We start from the raw sequence: 16,369 nt of genomic DNA, 5'->3' as shown, positions 1-16,369 counted from the left end.
GCAAAGTTAAGAGGTTCCGGATGGCCAATCTCAGAGATCACATGGGCAGGCCGATCGTCGCCGTCACCGGCATCGGCGTGGTAACGTCGCTCGGCATCGGCAAGGCCGATAACTGGGCGGCACTGACCTCCGGCAAATCGGGCATCCACCCGATCACCCGCTTTCCCGTCGACCACCTCAACACCCGCATCTCCGGCATGGTCGATTTCCTCGACTCAAGCTCGAAAGGCGCCAGCCTGCTGACCTACGAACTGGCCGAAACCGCCGCGAATGAGGCGGTGGCCGAATCCGGCCTCGATTCCTCTGATTTTGGCGGGCCTCTGTTCCTCGCCTCGCCGCCGGTCGAACTCGACTGGCAGGATCGCTTCGCGCTCTACAATTCCGACGGCAAAGGCGCCGGCGCCGAAAGGCTGCTCAGGGTGGCGCGCGGGCTGAAGGAAACAGATACGTTCGCAAGCACGCAGTTCGGCGCGATCGCCGACCGGCTGGCCGACCGCTTTGGCACGCGCGGCCTGCCGATCACGCTGTCGACGGCCTGCGCTTCGGGCGCCACCGCCATCCAGCTCGGCGTCGAAGCGATCCGCCGCGGCGAATGCGACCGGGCGCTGTCGATCGGCGCCGACGGTTCGGCAACCGCCGAGGCGCTGATCCGCTTTTCGCTGCTCTCGGCGCTGTCGACCCACAATGACATCCCTGAAAAGGCGTCAAAACCCTTCTCCAAGGACCGCGACGGCTTTGTGCTGGCGGAAGGCTCCGGCGCTCTGGTGCTGGAATCGCTTGAGGCAGCCCTTGCCCGGGGCGCCAGCGTTCTCGGCATCCTGCGCGGCTGCGGTGAAAAGGCCGATGATTTCCATCGCACCCGTTCCAAGCCCGACGGTTCGCCGGCGATCGCAGCAGTCCGCGCCGCCCTTGCGGATGCCGGCCTGAGCAAGGACGAGATCGACTACGTCAACGCTCACGGCACCTCGACGCCGGAAAACGACAAGATGGAGCATCTGTCGCTGTCGACCGTGTTCGGCGATCGCATCGGCTCGATGCCGGTCTCGTCCAACAAGTCGATGATCGGCCACACGCTGTCGGCGGCCGGCGCCGTCGAAGCGGCGTTTTCGCTGATGACCATGCGCGAAAGCGTCATTCCGCCGACCATCAACTACGACAATCCCGACCCGGCAATCGTGCTCGACGTGGTGCCCAACAAGAAGCGCAATGCCGAAGTCGGCACGGTGCTGTCGAACTCGTTCGGCTTCGGCGGCCAGAACACTTGCCTTGTCATGGCGCGGGAACCGGTCTAAGCGACTTTTTTCAGCCAGACTGAACTGACAGGCTCCATGCGCGCACTGCAACTTATCGAGGACCGCCGTCTTGAAACGGTGGACCTGCCGCCCCCGCCGCCCCCCACATTGGGCGAAGTCACGCTGCGCATCAAGGCGGTGGCGCTGAACCATATCGACGTCTGGGGCTGGCGTGGCATGGCCTTCGCCAAGCGTAAGCTGCCGCTGGTCGTCGGCGCCGAAGCCTCCGGCGAGGTCGAAGCTGTCGGCCCCGGCGTCTCCAGCCTGCTGCCCGGACAATTGGTGTCGATCTACGGCGCGCGCACCTGCGGCCTTTGCCGCGCCTGCCGCGAAGGCCGTGACAATCTCTGCGAACATGTCTCGGGCGTCCACGGCTTCCATCTCGACGGCTTTGCGCAGGAGAAGATCAACCTGCCGGCGCGCCTGCTGGTCCCGGCCCCTCCAGGCGTGACCGATGTCGGCGCTGCCGTCGCCCCCGTCACCTTCGGCACCGTCGAGCACATGCTGTTCGACAATGCCAAGCTGCAGCCCGGCGAAACCATCCTCATCCATGCCGGGGGCTCCGGCATCGGCTCGGCGGCGATCCAGCTGGCCAAGCGCATGGGTTGCTCCATCATCACCACGGTCGGCTCCAACGACAAGATCGACAAGGCCAAGGCGCTCGGCGCCGACCATATCATCAACTACCGCGACGACCGTTTCGAAGGCGTCGTGCGCAAGCTTACCAGGAAGAAGGGCGTCGATGTCGTGTTCGAACATGTCGGCGCCGACACCTTTGCCGCCTCGATGCTGTGCCTCAAGCGCGGCGGCCGCCTCGTTACCTGCGGCTCGACCTCCGGCGTGTCGACCCAGATCAATCTGATGCAGCTGTTCCAGCAGCAGCTGAAGCTGCTCGGGTCCTTCGGCTGCCGCATGGAGAACATGGCCAACGCCATGCAGAAGATGGCGGCGGGACAGGTAGCACCTGTTATCGACACCGAGGTCGGCTTCGACGGCATCGACGCCGCGCTGAAGCGCATGGAAGGCCGCGACGTGTTCGGCAAGATCATCCTGCGCGTTTCTTAGGACCATGGTCGGCAAGGTGTTCAAGAAAGCCCGCCGGGACTTCATGTTCCGCTATGGCAGGCGGCTGCGCCAGATGGAGCACTGGCTGGTGGCGCGTGCGGCGATGACGATCATTTCGCTGCTGCGCCTTTTGCCCGCCGACAGCGCGCTCAATTTTGCCGACCGCGCCGCACGCCGCATCGGTCCGCGCGTCGGGCGCCACCGCGTCGCCATCAGCAATCTGCGCCTTGCCTATCCCGAAAAGAGCGATGTCGAGATCGAGGCCATCGCCTCCGACATGTGGGGCAACATGGCCCGGCTCGCCGCCGAATACATCTTTCTTGACGCGCTCTTCGACTATGATCCGAACGCAGCGACGCCCGGCCGCGTCGAAGTTGGCGGCGCCGACCATTTCCATCAGATAGCTGGCGAGGACAAACCGCATATCCTGTTCACCGGCCATCTCGGCAATTTTGAATTGCTGCCGGTGGCTGCCGCGACGTTCGGCATGAAGATCACGGCGCTGTTTCGTCCGCCGAACAATCCTTACCTCGCCGATTATATCCATTCGACGCGGCGTTCGAGCATGGGCGCCTTGCTGCCGTCTTCGACCGGCGCCTCCTTCGCGTTGGCGTCGATTCTGGAGAAAGGCGGCAATATCGGCGTTTTGGTCGACCAGAAATTCTCCAGCGGACTGGAGACGATCTTCTTTAATCGCCCATGCCAGAGCAATCCGGTTCTGGGCATGCTCGCCCGTCACTATGATTGCGACGTCTATCCGGCGCGATGTGTGCGGCTGCCAGGCAACCGCTTCCGCCTCGAGATCGAGGACAAGCTGACCTTGCCGCGCAATGAAAGCGGCAGCGTCGATGTCGCGGCCACCACCCAACTGCTCGCCGACGTGGTCGAGCGCTGGGTGCGCGAAGATCCGGGACAGTGGATGTGGTTCCACAAAAGGTGGGAAATCTCAGGCCGGCGTCGCCGCCGGCGCGGACAGGCCAACGCCACCGGCCAGGGGCAGCGTCAATCTTAAGTCGTCGAAAGCCTCAGTTCGTCACAACGATCCGCGTATTGCCGAAGCCGACTTCGCGCACCATCGCATAGAACATCGCGGCATTGGCGGTGTGCAGCCGCACGCAGCCATGCGATGCCGGACGCCCTAGCTGCCTGACCGCGCCGGTGCCGTGGATGGCGTAGCCGCCGTGGAAGAACACCGAGTAAGGCATTGGCGACATGTGGTATTTCTTCGAATACCACATCCGCGCCGTGCGTTGCGGCCGATAGGTGCCGCGCGGCGTGAAATAGCCACTGCGGGCGGTCGACACGCTCCAGCGATAAAGCACCTGGCCGTATTGGCTGACGGTCATGGTCTGCGACGAGACGTCGATGCTGGCCACCAGCGAGGCAGCCCTGCTTTCGATGGACGTGCCGAACAGCATCGCCGCAAAAGCAGCTGCCATGAGAACGATTTTAGTCATGAGATCAAACCCCTTTGATGCCCCTTGCCTGCCCTGTCATCACGCGGTTTTTCATCTTTTTAACGACAGGTGAGTGATCTAACACACACTCCTTGATAAATTCGCCAATCTAAAGCAGCGAATTTGAACGATTTTCCGCCATAGTTGCCGCTGCGACACGAAGTTTCGGCGCCAGTGGCGCGATGCTTGCAAAACCACCCCCTTGCCTGCTCAAATCCGGGAATGAACAAACGACTCTTCAAAGCGATAGACGCCCGTGTTGATGACCTGGTCGCACTGACCGCCGACCTGATCCGCTTCCCGACCATCAACCCGCCTGGCGAAGCCTATCGCCCCTGCGCCGAATATATCGGTGCGCGCCTAGGCAGGCTTGGCTTCGAAACCGAATTCATCCGCGCCGAAGGCACGCCCGGCGACACCGACCGCTATCCCCGCGTCAATGTCGTCGCCCGCTTCGACGGCCGCTCGCCTGGAGCCTGTGTCCATTTCAACTCGCACATCGATGTGGTCGAAGCCGGCGAAGGCTGGAGCGTCGATCCCTTTGCCGGGGTGGTGAAGGACGGCAAGGTCTACGGCCGCGGCGCCTGCGACATGAAAGGGGGCATGGCCGCCTCGATCATCGCGGCGGAAGCCTTCATGGAGGTATTCCCCGACTTTCCCGGCGCCATCGAAATTTCGGGCACGGTCGATGAGGAGTCCGGCGGCTTCGGCGGCGTCGCCCATCTGGCGAAGCTTGGCTATTTCTCGAAACCCAAGGTCGACCACGTCATCATCCCGGAGCCGCTGAACAAGGACCGCATCTGTCTTGGCCATCGCGGCGTCTGGTGGGCGGAGATCGAGACCAAGGGCGAGATCGCGCATGGCTCGATGCCGTTCCTCGGCGACAATGCGGTGCGCCACATGGGCGCCGTGCTGCAGGCCTTCGAGGATGAACTGTTTCCGGCGCTCGACCGCAAGGTGACGCGCATGCCTGTCGTGCCCCAAGGCGCAAAGCGCTCGACCATGAACATCAACTCGATCCATGGCGGCCAGACCGAGGATTTCCGCCCCGGCCTGCCCTCACCCAACGTGCCCGACGCCTGCCGGCTGACCATCGACCGCCGCTTCCTGCTCGAGGAGGACCTTGCCACGGTCAAGAGCGAGGTGACCGATATCCTCGACCGGCTGAAGCGCGAGCGCAAAAAGTTCGACTACGAGATTCGCGACCTGATGGAGGTGCTGCCGCTGATGACCGAGCGCGACGCGCCGGTGGTCAAGGCGGTGGCGCAAGGCATCATGGCGATCTTCGACCGTGAGCCGGATTATGTCATTTCACCAGGCACTTACGACCAGAAGCACATCGCCCGCATCGGCCACATCTATGATTGCATCGCCTATGGCCCGGGCATTTTGGACCTCGCCCACCGGCCCGACGAATGGGTCGGTATCTCTGATATGGTGGAGTCGGCCAAGGTGATGGCGATCGGGCTGAATGTGCTGCTTAGGGGCACGGCCGCGGACTGAACCATCGACTTCGCTGAAAAAACATTCCTCCCCGCGCCGCTGCGGAGCACGAAACGCAATTTACTCCACCTCGAAATCACGCTTCTATCGCACCAGGGTTCGAGCATTTGGGAGTTGCACGATGAAATTGTGGAAAACCATTCTTGCCGCCGCGGTGCTGGCACTGGCCGGCAGTCAGGCATTTGCCGCACGCACCGACCTGGTGATCGGCATTACGCTCGAGCCGCCACATCTCGATCCGACCGCCGGTGCTGCCGCGGCGATCGACGAAGTGCTCTACGCCAACGTCTTCGAGGGCCTGACCCGCATCGGTCCGAATGGCGAAGTGCTGCCCGACCTTGCCGAGAGCTGGGCCATTTCCGACGATGGCAAGGTCTACACCTTCAAGCTGCACACCGGCGTCAAATTCCATGACGGCAGCGATTTCGACGCCGGCGACGTGAAGTTCTCGCTCGACCGCGCCCGCGCCGACAATTCGGTCAACGCGCAAAAAGCCCTGTTCGCCTCCATCGATACGGTCGAAGTCGTCGATCCGACGACGGTCAAGGTGACGCTGAAGAACCCGCAGGGGTCGTTCCTCTACAATCTGGGCTGGGGCGACGCGGTGATCGTGGCGCCCGAGAGCGCCGACACCAACAAGGAAAAGCCCATCGGCACCGGCCCGTTCAAATTCCAGAGCTGGGCCAAGGGCTCGTCGATCACGCTGGTGAAATCGGACACTTACTGGGGCGCCCCGGTGTTCCTCGACAAGGCCGAGTTCCGCATCGTTCCCGACGCCGCCGCCGCCGTGCCGGCGCTGCTCTCCGGCGACATCCAGGCTTTCCCTTTCTTCGATCCCGACAGCGTCGCGCAGGTCAAGGACGATCCGCGCTTCAAGGTGGTGATCGGCTCGACTGAGGGCGAGACCATTCTGGCGATCAACAACAAGAAGCCGCCTTTCGACAAGCTCGAGGTGCGGCAGGCAATTGCCTTCGCGCTCGACCGCAAGGCGATCATCGACGGCGCCTCGGCCGGCCTCGGCGTGCCGATCGGCTCGCACATGTCGCCCGCCAGCAAGGCCTATGTCGACCTCACCGGCCTGTACCCGCACAATGTCGACAAGGCCAAGGAGCTGCTGAAGCAAGCCGGCTTCGAAAACGGCATTAAGGCGACGCTGAAGCTGCCGCCGCCTTCCTATGCACGGCTTGGCGGCGAGATCATCGCCTCGCAGCTGCGCGATGTCGGCATCGACCTGGAAATCATTCCAGTCGAATGGGCGCAGTGGCTGGATCAGGTGTTCACCAAGAAGGATTACGACCTGACCATCGTCTCCCACACCGAGCCCAACGACATCGATATCTACTCGCGCAAGGACTACTACTTCAACTACGACAACCCCGCCTTCGACAAGATCATCGCCGAGCTGAACCTCACCTCCGACGACGCCAAGCGCAACACGCTGCTCGGCGAAGCACAGAAGATCCTGGCCGACGACGCCGTGGTGGGGTTCCTCTATGAACTGCCGAAGGTCGGCGTCTGGGACGTCAAGCTGCAGGGCCTGTGGGAGAATGCGCCGATCCAGGCGAATGATCTGACCAAGGTGAAGTGGACGGATTGAGGCGGCGGGCCAAAGGGCGGCGTTTGCGCTCCGTCACACCCCCCTCTGCCCTGCCGGGCATCTCCCCCGCAAGGGGGGAGATCGGGCTATCATCTCCGCTTTCGCCTATCGCGAACGTTGAACGCTGGTCGACGACACAGAACCTGCTGATCTCCCCCCTTGCGGGGGAGATGTCCGGCAGGACAGAGGGGGGTGGGCGGGAACTCGACTTTCAAGGCGCAGCCGCACCGGGCGCCCCTCCACCATGACCGCCTACCTCCTCAAACGCCTCGCAATCGCCATCGCAACCTTGATCCTGGCCTCGATGGTCGTCTTCGCCGTGCTCGAAATCCTGCCCGGCGATCCGGCGCGGCTGATGCTTGGCCTCAACGCCAGCGCCGAGCAGGTCGAACTCCTGCGCAACCAGATGGGCCTCAACGCGCCGCTTCTCCTGCGCTACCTCCACTGGGTCGGCGGTCTGCTCAGCCTCGATTTCGGCCGCTCCTACACTTATTCAGTGCCGGTCATCGACCTTGTCCGCGAGCGCATGGCGGTTTCCCTGCCGCTGGCGCTGATCGCGCTGGCGCTGTCCACCATCATTGCCATCCCGGTCGGGCTCTATTCCGCCAGCCGGCGCGGGCGGGCCGGTGATACGATCGCCATGGGCGCCGCCCAGCTCGGCGTCGCCATCCCGAACTTCTGGTTCGCGCTGATGCTGATCTACCTCTTTGCCGTCTGGCTGCGGCTGGTGCCGGCCGGCGGCTTTCCCGGCTGGAGCGCCGGCGCCTGGCCGGCGCTGAAATCGCTGCTGCTGCCGGCCATCGCCCTCGCTCTGCCGCAGGCGGCGATCCTGGCGCGCGTTGCCCGCTCGGCGCTGATCGAGGTGCTGAACGAGGACTATATCCGCACCGCCCGCGCCAAGGGCCTGCCCTATCGCGCCGTGCTGTGGCGGCACGCGCTGCGCAACGCGATGATCCCGGTTCTGACCATTCTGGGCCTGCAATTCGCCTTCCTGCTCGCCGGCACCATCATCATCGAGAACGTCTTTTATCTCCCCGGCCTCGGACGGCTGGTGTTCCAGGCGATCACTCAGCGCGACCTGATCGTCGTCGAAAGCATCGTCATGCTGCTGGTCGTCGCCGTCATTGCGGTCAACCTCGTCGTCGACGTCTCCTACGCCATCGTCGATCCGCGCCTTCGAGGCCGGCAATGACGCTGCACATCGACATCCCGCAGGAGACGTTGGGCAGCATTCTGGCCAAGGCCTTCCGCAACCGCTCCTTCCTCATCGGCTTCGCCATCACGGTGCTGGTGGCTGCAATAGCGGTCATCTCCTACGTCTGGACGCCCTACGACGTGACCAAACTGGTGATCTCGGACAAGACGCTGGCGCCCTCTGCGGCGCACTGGTTCGGCACCGATCATTTCGGCCGCGACATCCTGTCGATGATCATGGTCGGCGCCCGCAACTCGATTGCCGTGGCGCTGGTCGCGGTCGGCATCGGCATGGGCGTCGGCGTGCCGCTCGGCGCCTTCGCCGCGGCGCGCGGCGGGTTGGTCGACGAGGCGCTGATGCGGCTGACCGACCTCGTCTTCGCCTTCCCGGCGCTGCTGTCGGCGATCATGATCACCGCCATCTTCGGACCGGGCGCAATCAACGCCATCATCGCCATCGGCATCTTCAACATCCCGGTGTTTGCGCGCGTCGCCCGCGCCGGCGCGCTGGCGATCTGGCCGCGCGAATTCATCCTCGCCGCCCGCGCCGCCGGCAAGAGCAAAGCGCAGATTACAACCGAGCACGTGCTGCCCAACATCGCCACGCTGCTTCTGGTGCAAGGCACCATCCAGTTCGCGCTTGGCATTTTGGCCGAAGCCGGCCTCTCCTATGTCGGCCTCGGCGCCCAGCCGCCAATGCCGAGCTGGGGCCGCATGCTGTTCGACGCTCAGACGCGCATGGTGGTGGCGCCGTGGATGGCCATCTTCCCCGGCATGGCCATTGTCGTCACCGTGCTTGGGCTCAATCTGCTCGGCGACGGCATCGCCGACATACTCGACCCGAAATCGCGGCGGCAGCGATGAGCCTGCTGCAGATCGAGAACCTGTCGCTGGCCGTCGGCGACACGCCGATCCTGAAAGGGGTCGAGCTCTCCGTCGCGCCCGGCGAGGTGATGGGCCTGGTCGGTGAATCCGGTTCCGGCAAATCGATGACGGCGCTGACCATCATGCAGCTTCTGCCGCATGCGGCGCGCGCCACCGGCCGCGTGACCTTCGACGGCATCGATATTCTGGCCGCAACCGAGGACCAGATGTGCGCGCTGCGCGGCGACGACATCGGCATGGTGTTCCAGGAGCCGATGACGGCGCTCAACCCCGTCAAGACCATCGGCGAGCAGGTCGCCGAAGGCATACGCTGGCACACTAGGGCAAGCCGTGCCGACGCCGAAGACCGCGCGCGCAAAATGCTCGACCGCGTTGGCCTGCCGGAGGCCAAATTCCCGCTGTCGCGCTATCCGCACGAACTGTCGGGCGGCCAGCGCCAGCGCGTCGTCATCGCCATTGCCTGCGCATTGAAACCCAAGCTGCTCATCGCCGACGAGCCGACCACGGCGCTCGACGTGGTGCTGCAGGCGCAGATCCTCGACCTCTTGCGCGGCCTTGTCAGCGAAAACCGAATGGGCCTGCTGTTGATCTCGCACGATCTCGCGGTCGTCACCGAAATGGCCGACCGCATCACCATTCTGCGCCATGGCGAGGTGATGGAAGCCGGCGACACCGCACGCACGCTGTCGGAACAGCTGCATCCCTACACGCGCCAGCTGGCGCTGGCCTCCATGCACGTGCCCGCGCGCGCCAAGGTTCACGCCGCCGGCCAGGGCAAACCGCTGCTTGAGGTCGAAGGCGTGACACGGGACTATCCGGGCCGGCGCACCTCCCTGTTCAAGTCAGCGGCTCCGATCCGCGCCGTCGACGACGTGTCCTTGTCGCTGGCGCCGGGCCAATCGGTGGCGCTGGTCGGCCGCTCCGGCTGCGGCAAGTCAACGCTTGCCCGCATGATCCTGGCGCTCGACAAATCGACATCGGGAACGATCCGCTTTCGCGGCGAGACCATAACCGGCAAAAGCGAGGCGGAGCTCAAAGCCGCGCGGCGCGACATGCAGGTCGTGTTCCAGGATCCCTACGGCTCTTTCGACCCGCGCCAGAAGGTCGTAAAACTGGTCGCCGAGCCGCTGCATGTACTGGAGACGAAGCCGACACCGGCTGAGCGGCGCGAGATGGTGGCGCATGCGCTGCACGAGGTCGGCCTCGGCACCAGCGACATGGACAAATATCCGCATGAGTTTTCCGGCGGCCAGCGCCAGCGCCTGTCGATCGCCCGCGCCATCATCACTAGGCCGAAGCTGGTCGTCGCCGACGAGCCGGTCTCGGCGCTCGACGTCTCGATCCGCGCCCAGATCCTCGACCTGTTCGCAGAGCTCAACCAGAAGCTCGGCATCGGCTATCTCTTCATCACCCACGATTTGACCGTCGCCCGCGCCATCACCGATGAGGTGCTGGTCATGCATGACGGCAGGATCGTCGAGCGCGGCAAGACCGGTGACGTGCTCGATCATCCGCAGTCGGAGGCGGCCAGGGCGCTGGTCGCGGCTGCGCCCGATCTGCATCGGGCGATCGCTCACCGTATGCAGGAACAGGGGTAAGTGACCGGTTCGCGCAGCGAATTCATCGTGCCAGTGGCACGATGAAAGGTCACAAACGCTGGGACGCTGCGAAGCAGCGGGGACCCGGCTGGGCGGCCGTTGCCCCTGGTCTGCCTCACTCCTCCGGCTTCACCACATCGACCGGGCTGATGTCGAGCAAATCGAGCGTGCGGCGCAACAGCCGCACTTCGCTCTCGGCCAGTTTGGAATCGGCTTTGGCGATCTCCGCCATGTGGAGCGCCAGCAACTTGCGCCGTTCGACATCGAGATCGCGGAACAGCGCAATGGCTTGCGAACCGTTGGTCTCGTAGCCGAAATCATTGAGATATTCGATGACCGCGTCGATGCTGGTTTCCGGGATGCCGAAGGCGTCCTTGCAGATGCGCCGGAAGGCGACCATCTCGCTCTCCGAAACCGAGCCGTCGGCCAGGATCATGCGAAACAGCATCAAGAGCTCCGCCGACAGCACAGGGTCGTCGGCAACCTTGCGCACGCCGGGGTCACCATCGAAGATCGAGCGTATCTGGTCGAGCAATGCCATCGCCAACAGTGTCCCTTTCCCGAGCCCGCCCAGCGCACATGACCCAAAACTGCGCAGCGGTACTGAGATAATGACATGCACCACAGGAAATCCAAGCGCAACGCGCTTGGATGGACGTAGCGCGGAATCGGCCTTGCGCAAACCGGATGGCCATGAGAAGGCGCGGCACCACCTTTCCCGCCGGAATGTTCAGAAAATCCCGATGCTCGACCTCGCCACCCAGACCGTCATCATGCTTGCCTTGGCCGCTTTTGCAGCCGGCTTTGTCGATTCGATAGCCGGCGGCGGCGGGCTGATCACCATCCCGGCCCTGCTGCTTGCCGGCTTCCCGCCGGTCGCAGCACTTGGAACCAACAAGCTGCAGGGCATTTTCGGCACCGCTTCGGCGACCATCCACTACGCCATGAATGGCCATGTCGATCTGCGCCGACAGCTGCCATCGGCGCTTCTGGCCCTTGCCGGCAGTGCCGTCGGCGCCTTGCTGGCGGCATTCGTGCCGGGTGATCTCCTGCGAGCGCTGCTGCCGCTGCTTTTGATCGCCATCGCGATCTACTTCGCCGTGAAACCCAACATGAACGATGTCGACCGCGCCGAGCGCCTGTCGCACTTCCTGTTCGGGCTGGTCATCGCCCCTTTGGTCGGCTTCTATGACGGGCTGTTCGGGCCGGGAGCCGGCTCCTTCTATATGCTGGCCTTCGTCAGCCTTGCCGGCTTCGGCGTGCTCAAGGCGACGGCACACACCAAGCTGCTCAATTTCGCCTCCAACATTGGCGGCTTCATCGTCTTTGCCGTCGCCGGCGTCGTCTACTGGAAGATCGGGCTGATGATGGGCGTCGCCCAGTTCCTCGGCGCCCGGCTCGGCGCCAGCCTTGCCATCCGCATCGGCGCCCGGCTGATCAAGCCGCTGCTGGTGATCATCTGCCTGTCGCTGGCGGTGAAGCTGCTGGCCGACCCGGCGAACCCATTGCGCCAGCTGATTGGTGTATAAGCCTCACGCCTGATAGAGTGCCGTTGTACGAATCATGTTGGAGGGACCACACATGAATCTTAGTGCACCCACTCAGCTTGTTTTCATCATATCCCTAGTTATCGCCATCATCGGCGTGCTCGCCGCGCTTGGCGTTCTTGCGTTCATTCCTCTGGCTGCGGTGTGGATTGTCCTCATCGCATACATCGTGCTTGCCGCCGCCTGCCTGATGCGCGGCGCCTAGGCACCCGCGACTTCTGCATTCGAAGCGCCCGGTCAAAGCCGGGCGCTTTTGCTTTGGATGCATGGTCTGTTAGGCTCTTCCGCGCGGAAGGATGACCATGAAGCAAAGCGGACGCGCAGACCCGAGGATGACGAAACGATGGGCGGCCCTACCTCGCTAACCCAAAAATCGCATCGCAATCGAGATGGCGCTCCAGTTCGGCTGCGATCTCGTCCAGAGCGTTTTCCACGTCCGCCCGATAGTCGACGCCGCCGCCTTTCACGCCGAGGCTTTCCAGGAATCTCGCCCGGAAAGCGTCGGCGGAAAACAGGCCGTGCAGATAGCTGCCAAAAACCTTGCCATCGGCGGAAATGGCACCGTCGTCGATGCCGTTGATCACAGCCGACGGCCGCGCCATGTCCGGCCCGGTGGTGCGGCCGAGATGGATTTCGTAGCCCTCGAGCGCCAAGCCGAACGGCACCGAGCGCGCGCTGACATTGCGCACCGTCTTTTCCGGTTCCATCACCGTCTCGATGTCGAGCAGACCAAGACCTTCCGCCTCGGTGACGCTGCCCTCGATGCCATCGGGATCGCGCACCAGGCGGCCGAGCATCTGGAAACCGCCGCAAATGCCGACGATATGGCCGCCGCGTTTGCGGTGCGCGAGGAGATCGCGATCCCAGCCATTCTCGCGGAATTTCATGAGATCCCCGATCGTCGATTTGGAACCGGGAATGACCACCAGGCCGGCATCCTCCGGCAAGCGCTGCCCTGGCGGCACGAACACCACTTCGACCTGCGGCTCGGCCTTGAGCGGGTCGAGGTCGTCGAAATTGGCGATGCGGCCAAGCATCGGCACGGCGACCTTCAACGCCCGCTTCTCGCCCGATGCCAGGCGTTCGAGCACGACCGAATCCTCCGAAGGCAATCGCGCCGCCGCCTTCAGCCACGGCACGACGCCAAAGCAGCGCCAGCCGGTGAAGCTTTCGATCGACCGGATGCCGTCGTCGAACAGCGAGACATCGCCGCGGAACTTATTGATGAGGTAGCCGACGATCATGCGCCTGTCTTCCTCCGGCAGGATCAGATGCGTGCCGGCGACCGAAGCGATGACGCCACCGCGGTCGATGTCGCCGACCAGGATGACCGGCACGTCGGCGCGCGTGGCAAAGCCCATATTGGCGATGTCGCGGCTGCGCAGGTTGATTTCGGCCGGCGATCCGGCGCCCTCGACGACGACCAGATCGGCGCCCTCACCGACCTTCGTCCAGGACTCCAGCACGGCGTCCATCAGCCCCGCTTTCATTGTCTGGTAGTCGCGCGCTCGCGCCTCGCCGAACACCTTGCCCTGCACGATCACCTGCGAACCGATATCGCTCTGGGGTTTGAGCAGCACCGGATTCATATGCACGGTCGGCTGAACACCACACGCCAGCGCTTGCAGCCATTGCCCACGGCCAATCTCGCCGCCGCCGGGGCGGTTGTCGCCCGGAATGTCGGCGACGGCGGCATTGTTCGACATGTTCTGCGGCTTGAACGGCCTGACTTTCAGCCCGCGATTCCTGGCCGCGCGGCAGAGCCCCGCCACCAGCACCGTCTTGCCGACATCCGAACCCGTGCCTTGCAGCATGATCGCCTTGGCCATGCTCAGCCCCTGCCCTGCGCGCCGGAAACGGTCGACTTCTGCGACAGCGGCCCGCCGCGCCAGATGTAGAGCGCCAGCAACGGTTCGCTGCCGGTGCGCATGGCATGGCTGACATTGGAGGCGTGATGGATAATTTCGCCCGCCTGGCGGATGTGAAAGCCGCCCTCGCCCATGCGCCATTCGGTGCCGCCGGTCAGCGGAATGTAGATCTCCTCGGCAATGTGATGATGGTCGGGATAGGTGATGCCGGGTCCCAGGATCAGCAATCCGGCCGCGACCTCTTCATTGGCGAAATGGCCGCGCGTGCCAAACACCTCCAGCCAGCCGTATTTTTGCAAGAACGCTTCACCAAAATCGCTCGCGTTGTAGGTCTGCCCCCAGCACAGATCGTCACGACGCTCCGCCAGCAGTTGCACCAGAGGCTGCGGGTCCGGCGGCGCCAGTTCGACAATGCGGTCGAGCAGACCAAGGCAAGGCAGCGGATGCGCTTCGAGCACGCGCGCCGTCATATTCCAGCCGATCCGGGTCACGGCGTCCCGCACCAGCGCGTTGTCCACGCCCCGGAGATAGGCATGGAAGCGGTCGAGCAATTCGTCGAAATATGTCGGCACGCAATGCTCCGTTGATCCATTCATGCACAGCGGCTGCGCGGCGAGCCGGGTTGCGCGGCGGCATCATTGGTCTAGATTGAGCGGCGCGCAAAGCCAAAAACAACAGGCCAGCAAGCCAACCCCAGCTGGGGAACACAGGGAGCACGCCATGGACGCCGCGGTCGATGCGAGCACCAGCCAGTTCGAGCTCAACGAGGAACAGCGCGCCATCCAGGAGATGGCACAGGCCTTCGCCGCCGATCGCGTTGCGCCCAATGCGCTCGAATGGGACCGGGCAAGACACTTTCCCGCCGATGTAATCCGCGAGACCGGCCCGCTCGGCCTCGGCGGCATCTATGTCAGGGACGATGTCGGCGGCTCGGCGCTCGGCCGGCTCGACGCCGTGCTGATCTTCGAGGCACTGTCGCACGCCGATCCGGCGTTTTCCTCCTTCATCTCGATCCACAATATGGCGGCGTCGATGATCGACCGCTTCGGCGACGACGAGCAGCGCCAACGCTTCCTGCCGAAGCTGACCTCGATGGAATGGCTGGCGAGCTACTGCCTGACCGAGCCGGGCTCAGGCTCGGATGCCGCGGCGCTGAAGACGCGCGCGGTGAAGAGCGGCAACGACTATGTGCTTAACGGCGCCAAGCAGTTCATCTCCGGGGCCGGCGACAGCGACCTCTATGTTGTCATGGCGCGCACCGGCGCCGACGGGCCGAAGGGCATTTCCACCTTCGTCGTGCCGAAGGATGCGCCCGGCCTCTCCTTCGGCGCCAACGAGCACAAGATGGGCTGGCACATGCAGTCGACCCGCCAGGTGATCTTCGAGGACTGCAAGGTGCCGGCTGCAAACCTGCTGTCGGGGGAAGGCGCAGGTTTCGGCATCGCCATGGCCGGCCTTGACGGCGGCCGCCTCAACATCGCTGCCTGTTCGCTCGGCGGCGCGCAATCTGCGCTCGACAAGGCGCTGTCCTATACCGCCGAGCGCAAGGCTTTCGGCTCGAAGATCAACCAGTTCCAGGCGCTGCAGTTCAGGTTGGCCGACATGGAGACCGAATTGCAGGCAGCGCGGATCTTTCTCTACGCCGCCGCCTCGAAACTCGACCGCAAGGCGTCGGATGCCGGCAAATGGTCGGCCATGGCCAAGCGCTTCGTCACCGACATCGGCTTCAACGTCGCCAACGAGGCGCTGCAGCTGCATGGCGGTTATGGCTATCTTCATGATTACGGTATCGAAAAACTGGTGCGCGACCTGCGCGTCCACCAGATCCTCGAAGGCACCAACGAGATCATGCGCGTCATCATCGCGCGGGCGTTGATTGGACGGCAGTAGGCAGTAGGCAGTAGGCAGTAGGCAAAGGATGACCGGCAAGATCAACTCGTACAAGGATCTTATCGTATGGCAGCAGGCGATGGATCTGGCTGTCAGCACCTACTCATTGACCAAGACATGGCCCAAAGAGGAATTGTATGGGCTGACCAGCCAAATCCGCCGTTCAGCAACCTCTATCCCTGCAAACATCGCGGAAGGCTATGGCCGAGACAACCGAGGCTCCTATCAGCAATTTCTCAGGATAGCCCAAGGCTCGCTGAAGGAGTTCGAGACACACCTCCAAATCGCTCAACGCATTGGCGTTGCCACGCATGGGCAAGCTGAGCACCTGCTTCTGGCGGCCGAGGCCATCGGAAAGATGCTTCGCCAACTTATTATCAAACTCGCACCCGAATAGGTCGCCCTACTGCCTACTGCCTACTGCCTACTGCCTACTGCCTACTGCCTACTGCCTACTGCCTACTGCCTACTGC

The 16,369-nt window shown here is 63.7% G+C and carries 16 protein-coding genes; 12 read left to right on the top strand and 4 right to left on the bottom strand.

The annotated features are described in order from the left end of the window. The first annotated feature begins 20 nt into the window (after positions 1–20). The 3 genes from ACYG9Y_RS08340 to ACYG9Y_RS08330 are packed head-to-tail and all read left to right on the top strand — an operon-like array spanning position 21 to position 3,369. On the top strand, positions 21–1,292 hold the full coding sequence (locus tag ACYG9Y_RS08340) for a beta-ketoacyl-ACP synthase (RefSeq protein WP_023696480.1): 1,272 nt from the start codon (positions 21–23) through the stop codon (positions 1,290–1,292). Positions 1,293–1,328: 36 nt separating this feature from the next. Then, positions 1,329–2,357 carry a zinc-binding dehydrogenase gene (locus ACYG9Y_RS08335; RefSeq protein ID WP_023696479.1) on the top strand — a complete coding sequence of 343 codons (1,029 nt, stop codon included), beginning with the start codon at positions 1,329–1,331 and terminating at the stop codon, positions 2,355–2,357. 4 nt (positions 2,358–2,361) lie between these two features. Next, the gene (locus ACYG9Y_RS08330; protein WP_031201580.1) at positions 2,362–3,369 is read left to right on the top strand and encodes a lipid A biosynthesis lauroyl acyltransferase; all 1,008 of its coding nucleotides are present in this window, start codon (positions 2,362–2,364) and stop codon (positions 3,367–3,369) included. A 13-nt stretch (positions 3,370–3,382) separates the two neighbouring features. Here ACYG9Y_RS08330 and ACYG9Y_RS08325 read toward each other — a convergent pair whose 3' ends face one another. Beyond that, positions 3,383–3,814 carry a L,D-transpeptidase gene (locus ACYG9Y_RS08325; protein WP_023681747.1) on the bottom strand — a complete coding sequence of 144 codons (432 nt, stop codon included), beginning with the start codon at positions 3,812–3,814 and terminating at the stop codon, positions 3,383–3,385. A 222-nt stretch (positions 3,815–4,036) separates the two neighbouring features. On the opposite strand from ACYG9Y_RS08325, the gene ACYG9Y_RS08320 reads away from it, so the two are divergent. The 5 genes from ACYG9Y_RS08320 (at position 4,037) to ACYG9Y_RS08300 (ending at position 10,591) form a co-directional block, all read left to right on the top strand. Beyond that, entirely contained in the window at positions 4,037–5,317 is a 1,281-nt protein-coding gene (locus ACYG9Y_RS08320; RefSeq protein WP_023706064.1) for an acetylornithine deacetylase/succinyl-diaminopimelate desuccinylase family protein, read from the top strand. 121 nt (positions 5,318–5,438) lie between these two features. Beyond that, complete coding sequence (locus tag ACYG9Y_RS08315; protein WP_023706065.1) at positions 5,439–6,914, top strand: ABC transporter substrate-binding protein; 1,476 nt, start codon at positions 5,439–5,441, stop codon at positions 6,912–6,914. Positions 6,915–7,158: 244 nt separating this feature from the next. Beyond that, the gene (locus ACYG9Y_RS08310; RefSeq protein ID WP_023710755.1) at positions 7,159–8,106 is read left to right on the top strand and encodes an ABC transporter permease; all 948 of its coding nucleotides are present in this window, start codon (positions 7,159–7,161) and stop codon (positions 8,104–8,106) included. After that, positions 8,103–8,972, top strand: coding sequence for an ABC transporter permease (locus ACYG9Y_RS08305; protein WP_023706066.1), 870 nt, complete (start codon positions 8,103–8,105; stop codon positions 8,970–8,972). Before ACYG9Y_RS08310 ends, ACYG9Y_RS08305 begins: the two co-directional genes overlap by 4 nt. Then, positions 8,969–10,591: an ABC transporter ATP-binding protein gene (locus tag ACYG9Y_RS08300; RefSeq protein WP_023670432.1), complete on the top strand. Its 1,623-nt coding sequence runs from the start codon at positions 8,969–8,971 to the stop codon at positions 10,589–10,591. Before ACYG9Y_RS08305 ends, ACYG9Y_RS08300 begins: the two co-directional genes overlap by 4 nt. Positions 10,592–10,706: 115 nt before the next feature. Here ACYG9Y_RS08300 and ACYG9Y_RS08295 read toward each other — a convergent pair whose 3' ends face one another. Further along, on the bottom strand, positions 10,707–11,138 hold the full coding sequence (locus ACYG9Y_RS08295; protein ID WP_023688142.1) for a TerB family tellurite resistance protein: 432 nt from the start codon (positions 11,136–11,138) through the stop codon (positions 10,707–10,709). 196 nt (positions 11,139–11,334) lie between these two features. On the opposite strand from ACYG9Y_RS08295, the gene ACYG9Y_RS08290 reads away from it, so the two are divergent. Together ACYG9Y_RS08290 and ACYG9Y_RS08285 are read left to right on the top strand one after the other, a co-directional pair. After that, positions 11,335–12,120, top strand: a complete 786-nt coding sequence (locus ACYG9Y_RS08290) for a TSUP family transporter (protein ID WP_023707858.1) — start codon at positions 11,335–11,337, stop codon at positions 12,118–12,120. Positions 12,121–12,172: 52 nt separating this feature from the next. Further along, entirely contained in the window at positions 12,173–12,343 is a 171-nt protein-coding gene (locus tag ACYG9Y_RS08285) for a hypothetical protein (protein ID WP_023670429.1), read from the top strand. A gap of 148 nt (positions 12,344–12,491) precedes the next feature. On the opposite strand, the gene ACYG9Y_RS08280 is transcribed toward ACYG9Y_RS08285, so the two are convergent. Both ACYG9Y_RS08280 and ACYG9Y_RS08275 read right to left on the bottom strand, forming a co-directional pair. Next, complete coding sequence (locus ACYG9Y_RS08280; protein WP_352459146.1) at positions 12,492–13,967, bottom strand: cobyric acid synthase; 1,476 nt, start codon at positions 13,965–13,967, stop codon at positions 12,492–12,494. A gap of 2 nt (positions 13,968–13,969) precedes the next feature. After that, a complete protein-coding gene (locus tag ACYG9Y_RS08275) occupies positions 13,970–14,578 on the bottom strand; it encodes a dimethylsulfonioproprionate lyase family protein (RefSeq protein ID WP_352459147.1) in 609 nt (202 codons plus the stop codon). Positions 14,579–14,726: 148 nt separating this feature from the next. Between ACYG9Y_RS08275 and ACYG9Y_RS08270 the strand changes: the two genes are divergently transcribed. Together ACYG9Y_RS08270 and ACYG9Y_RS08265 are read left to right on the top strand one after the other, a co-directional pair. Continuing rightward, positions 14,727–15,896: an isobutyryl-CoA dehydrogenase gene (locus ACYG9Y_RS08270; RefSeq protein WP_023739077.1), complete on the top strand. Its 1,170-nt coding sequence runs from the start codon at positions 14,727–14,729 to the stop codon at positions 15,894–15,896. A 28-nt stretch (positions 15,897–15,924) separates the two neighbouring features. Next, on the top strand, positions 15,925–16,293 hold the full coding sequence (locus ACYG9Y_RS08265) for a four helix bundle protein (protein WP_023691031.1): 369 nt from the start codon (positions 15,925–15,927) through the stop codon (positions 16,291–16,293). Positions 16,294–16,369 lie beyond the last annotated feature (76 nt).

It is taken from the genome of Mesorhizobium sp. W050 (assembly GCF_054719535.1).
The sequence above is the reverse complement of the archived record's forward strand: the minus strand, read 5'-3'. Positions and strand labels throughout refer to the sequence as shown.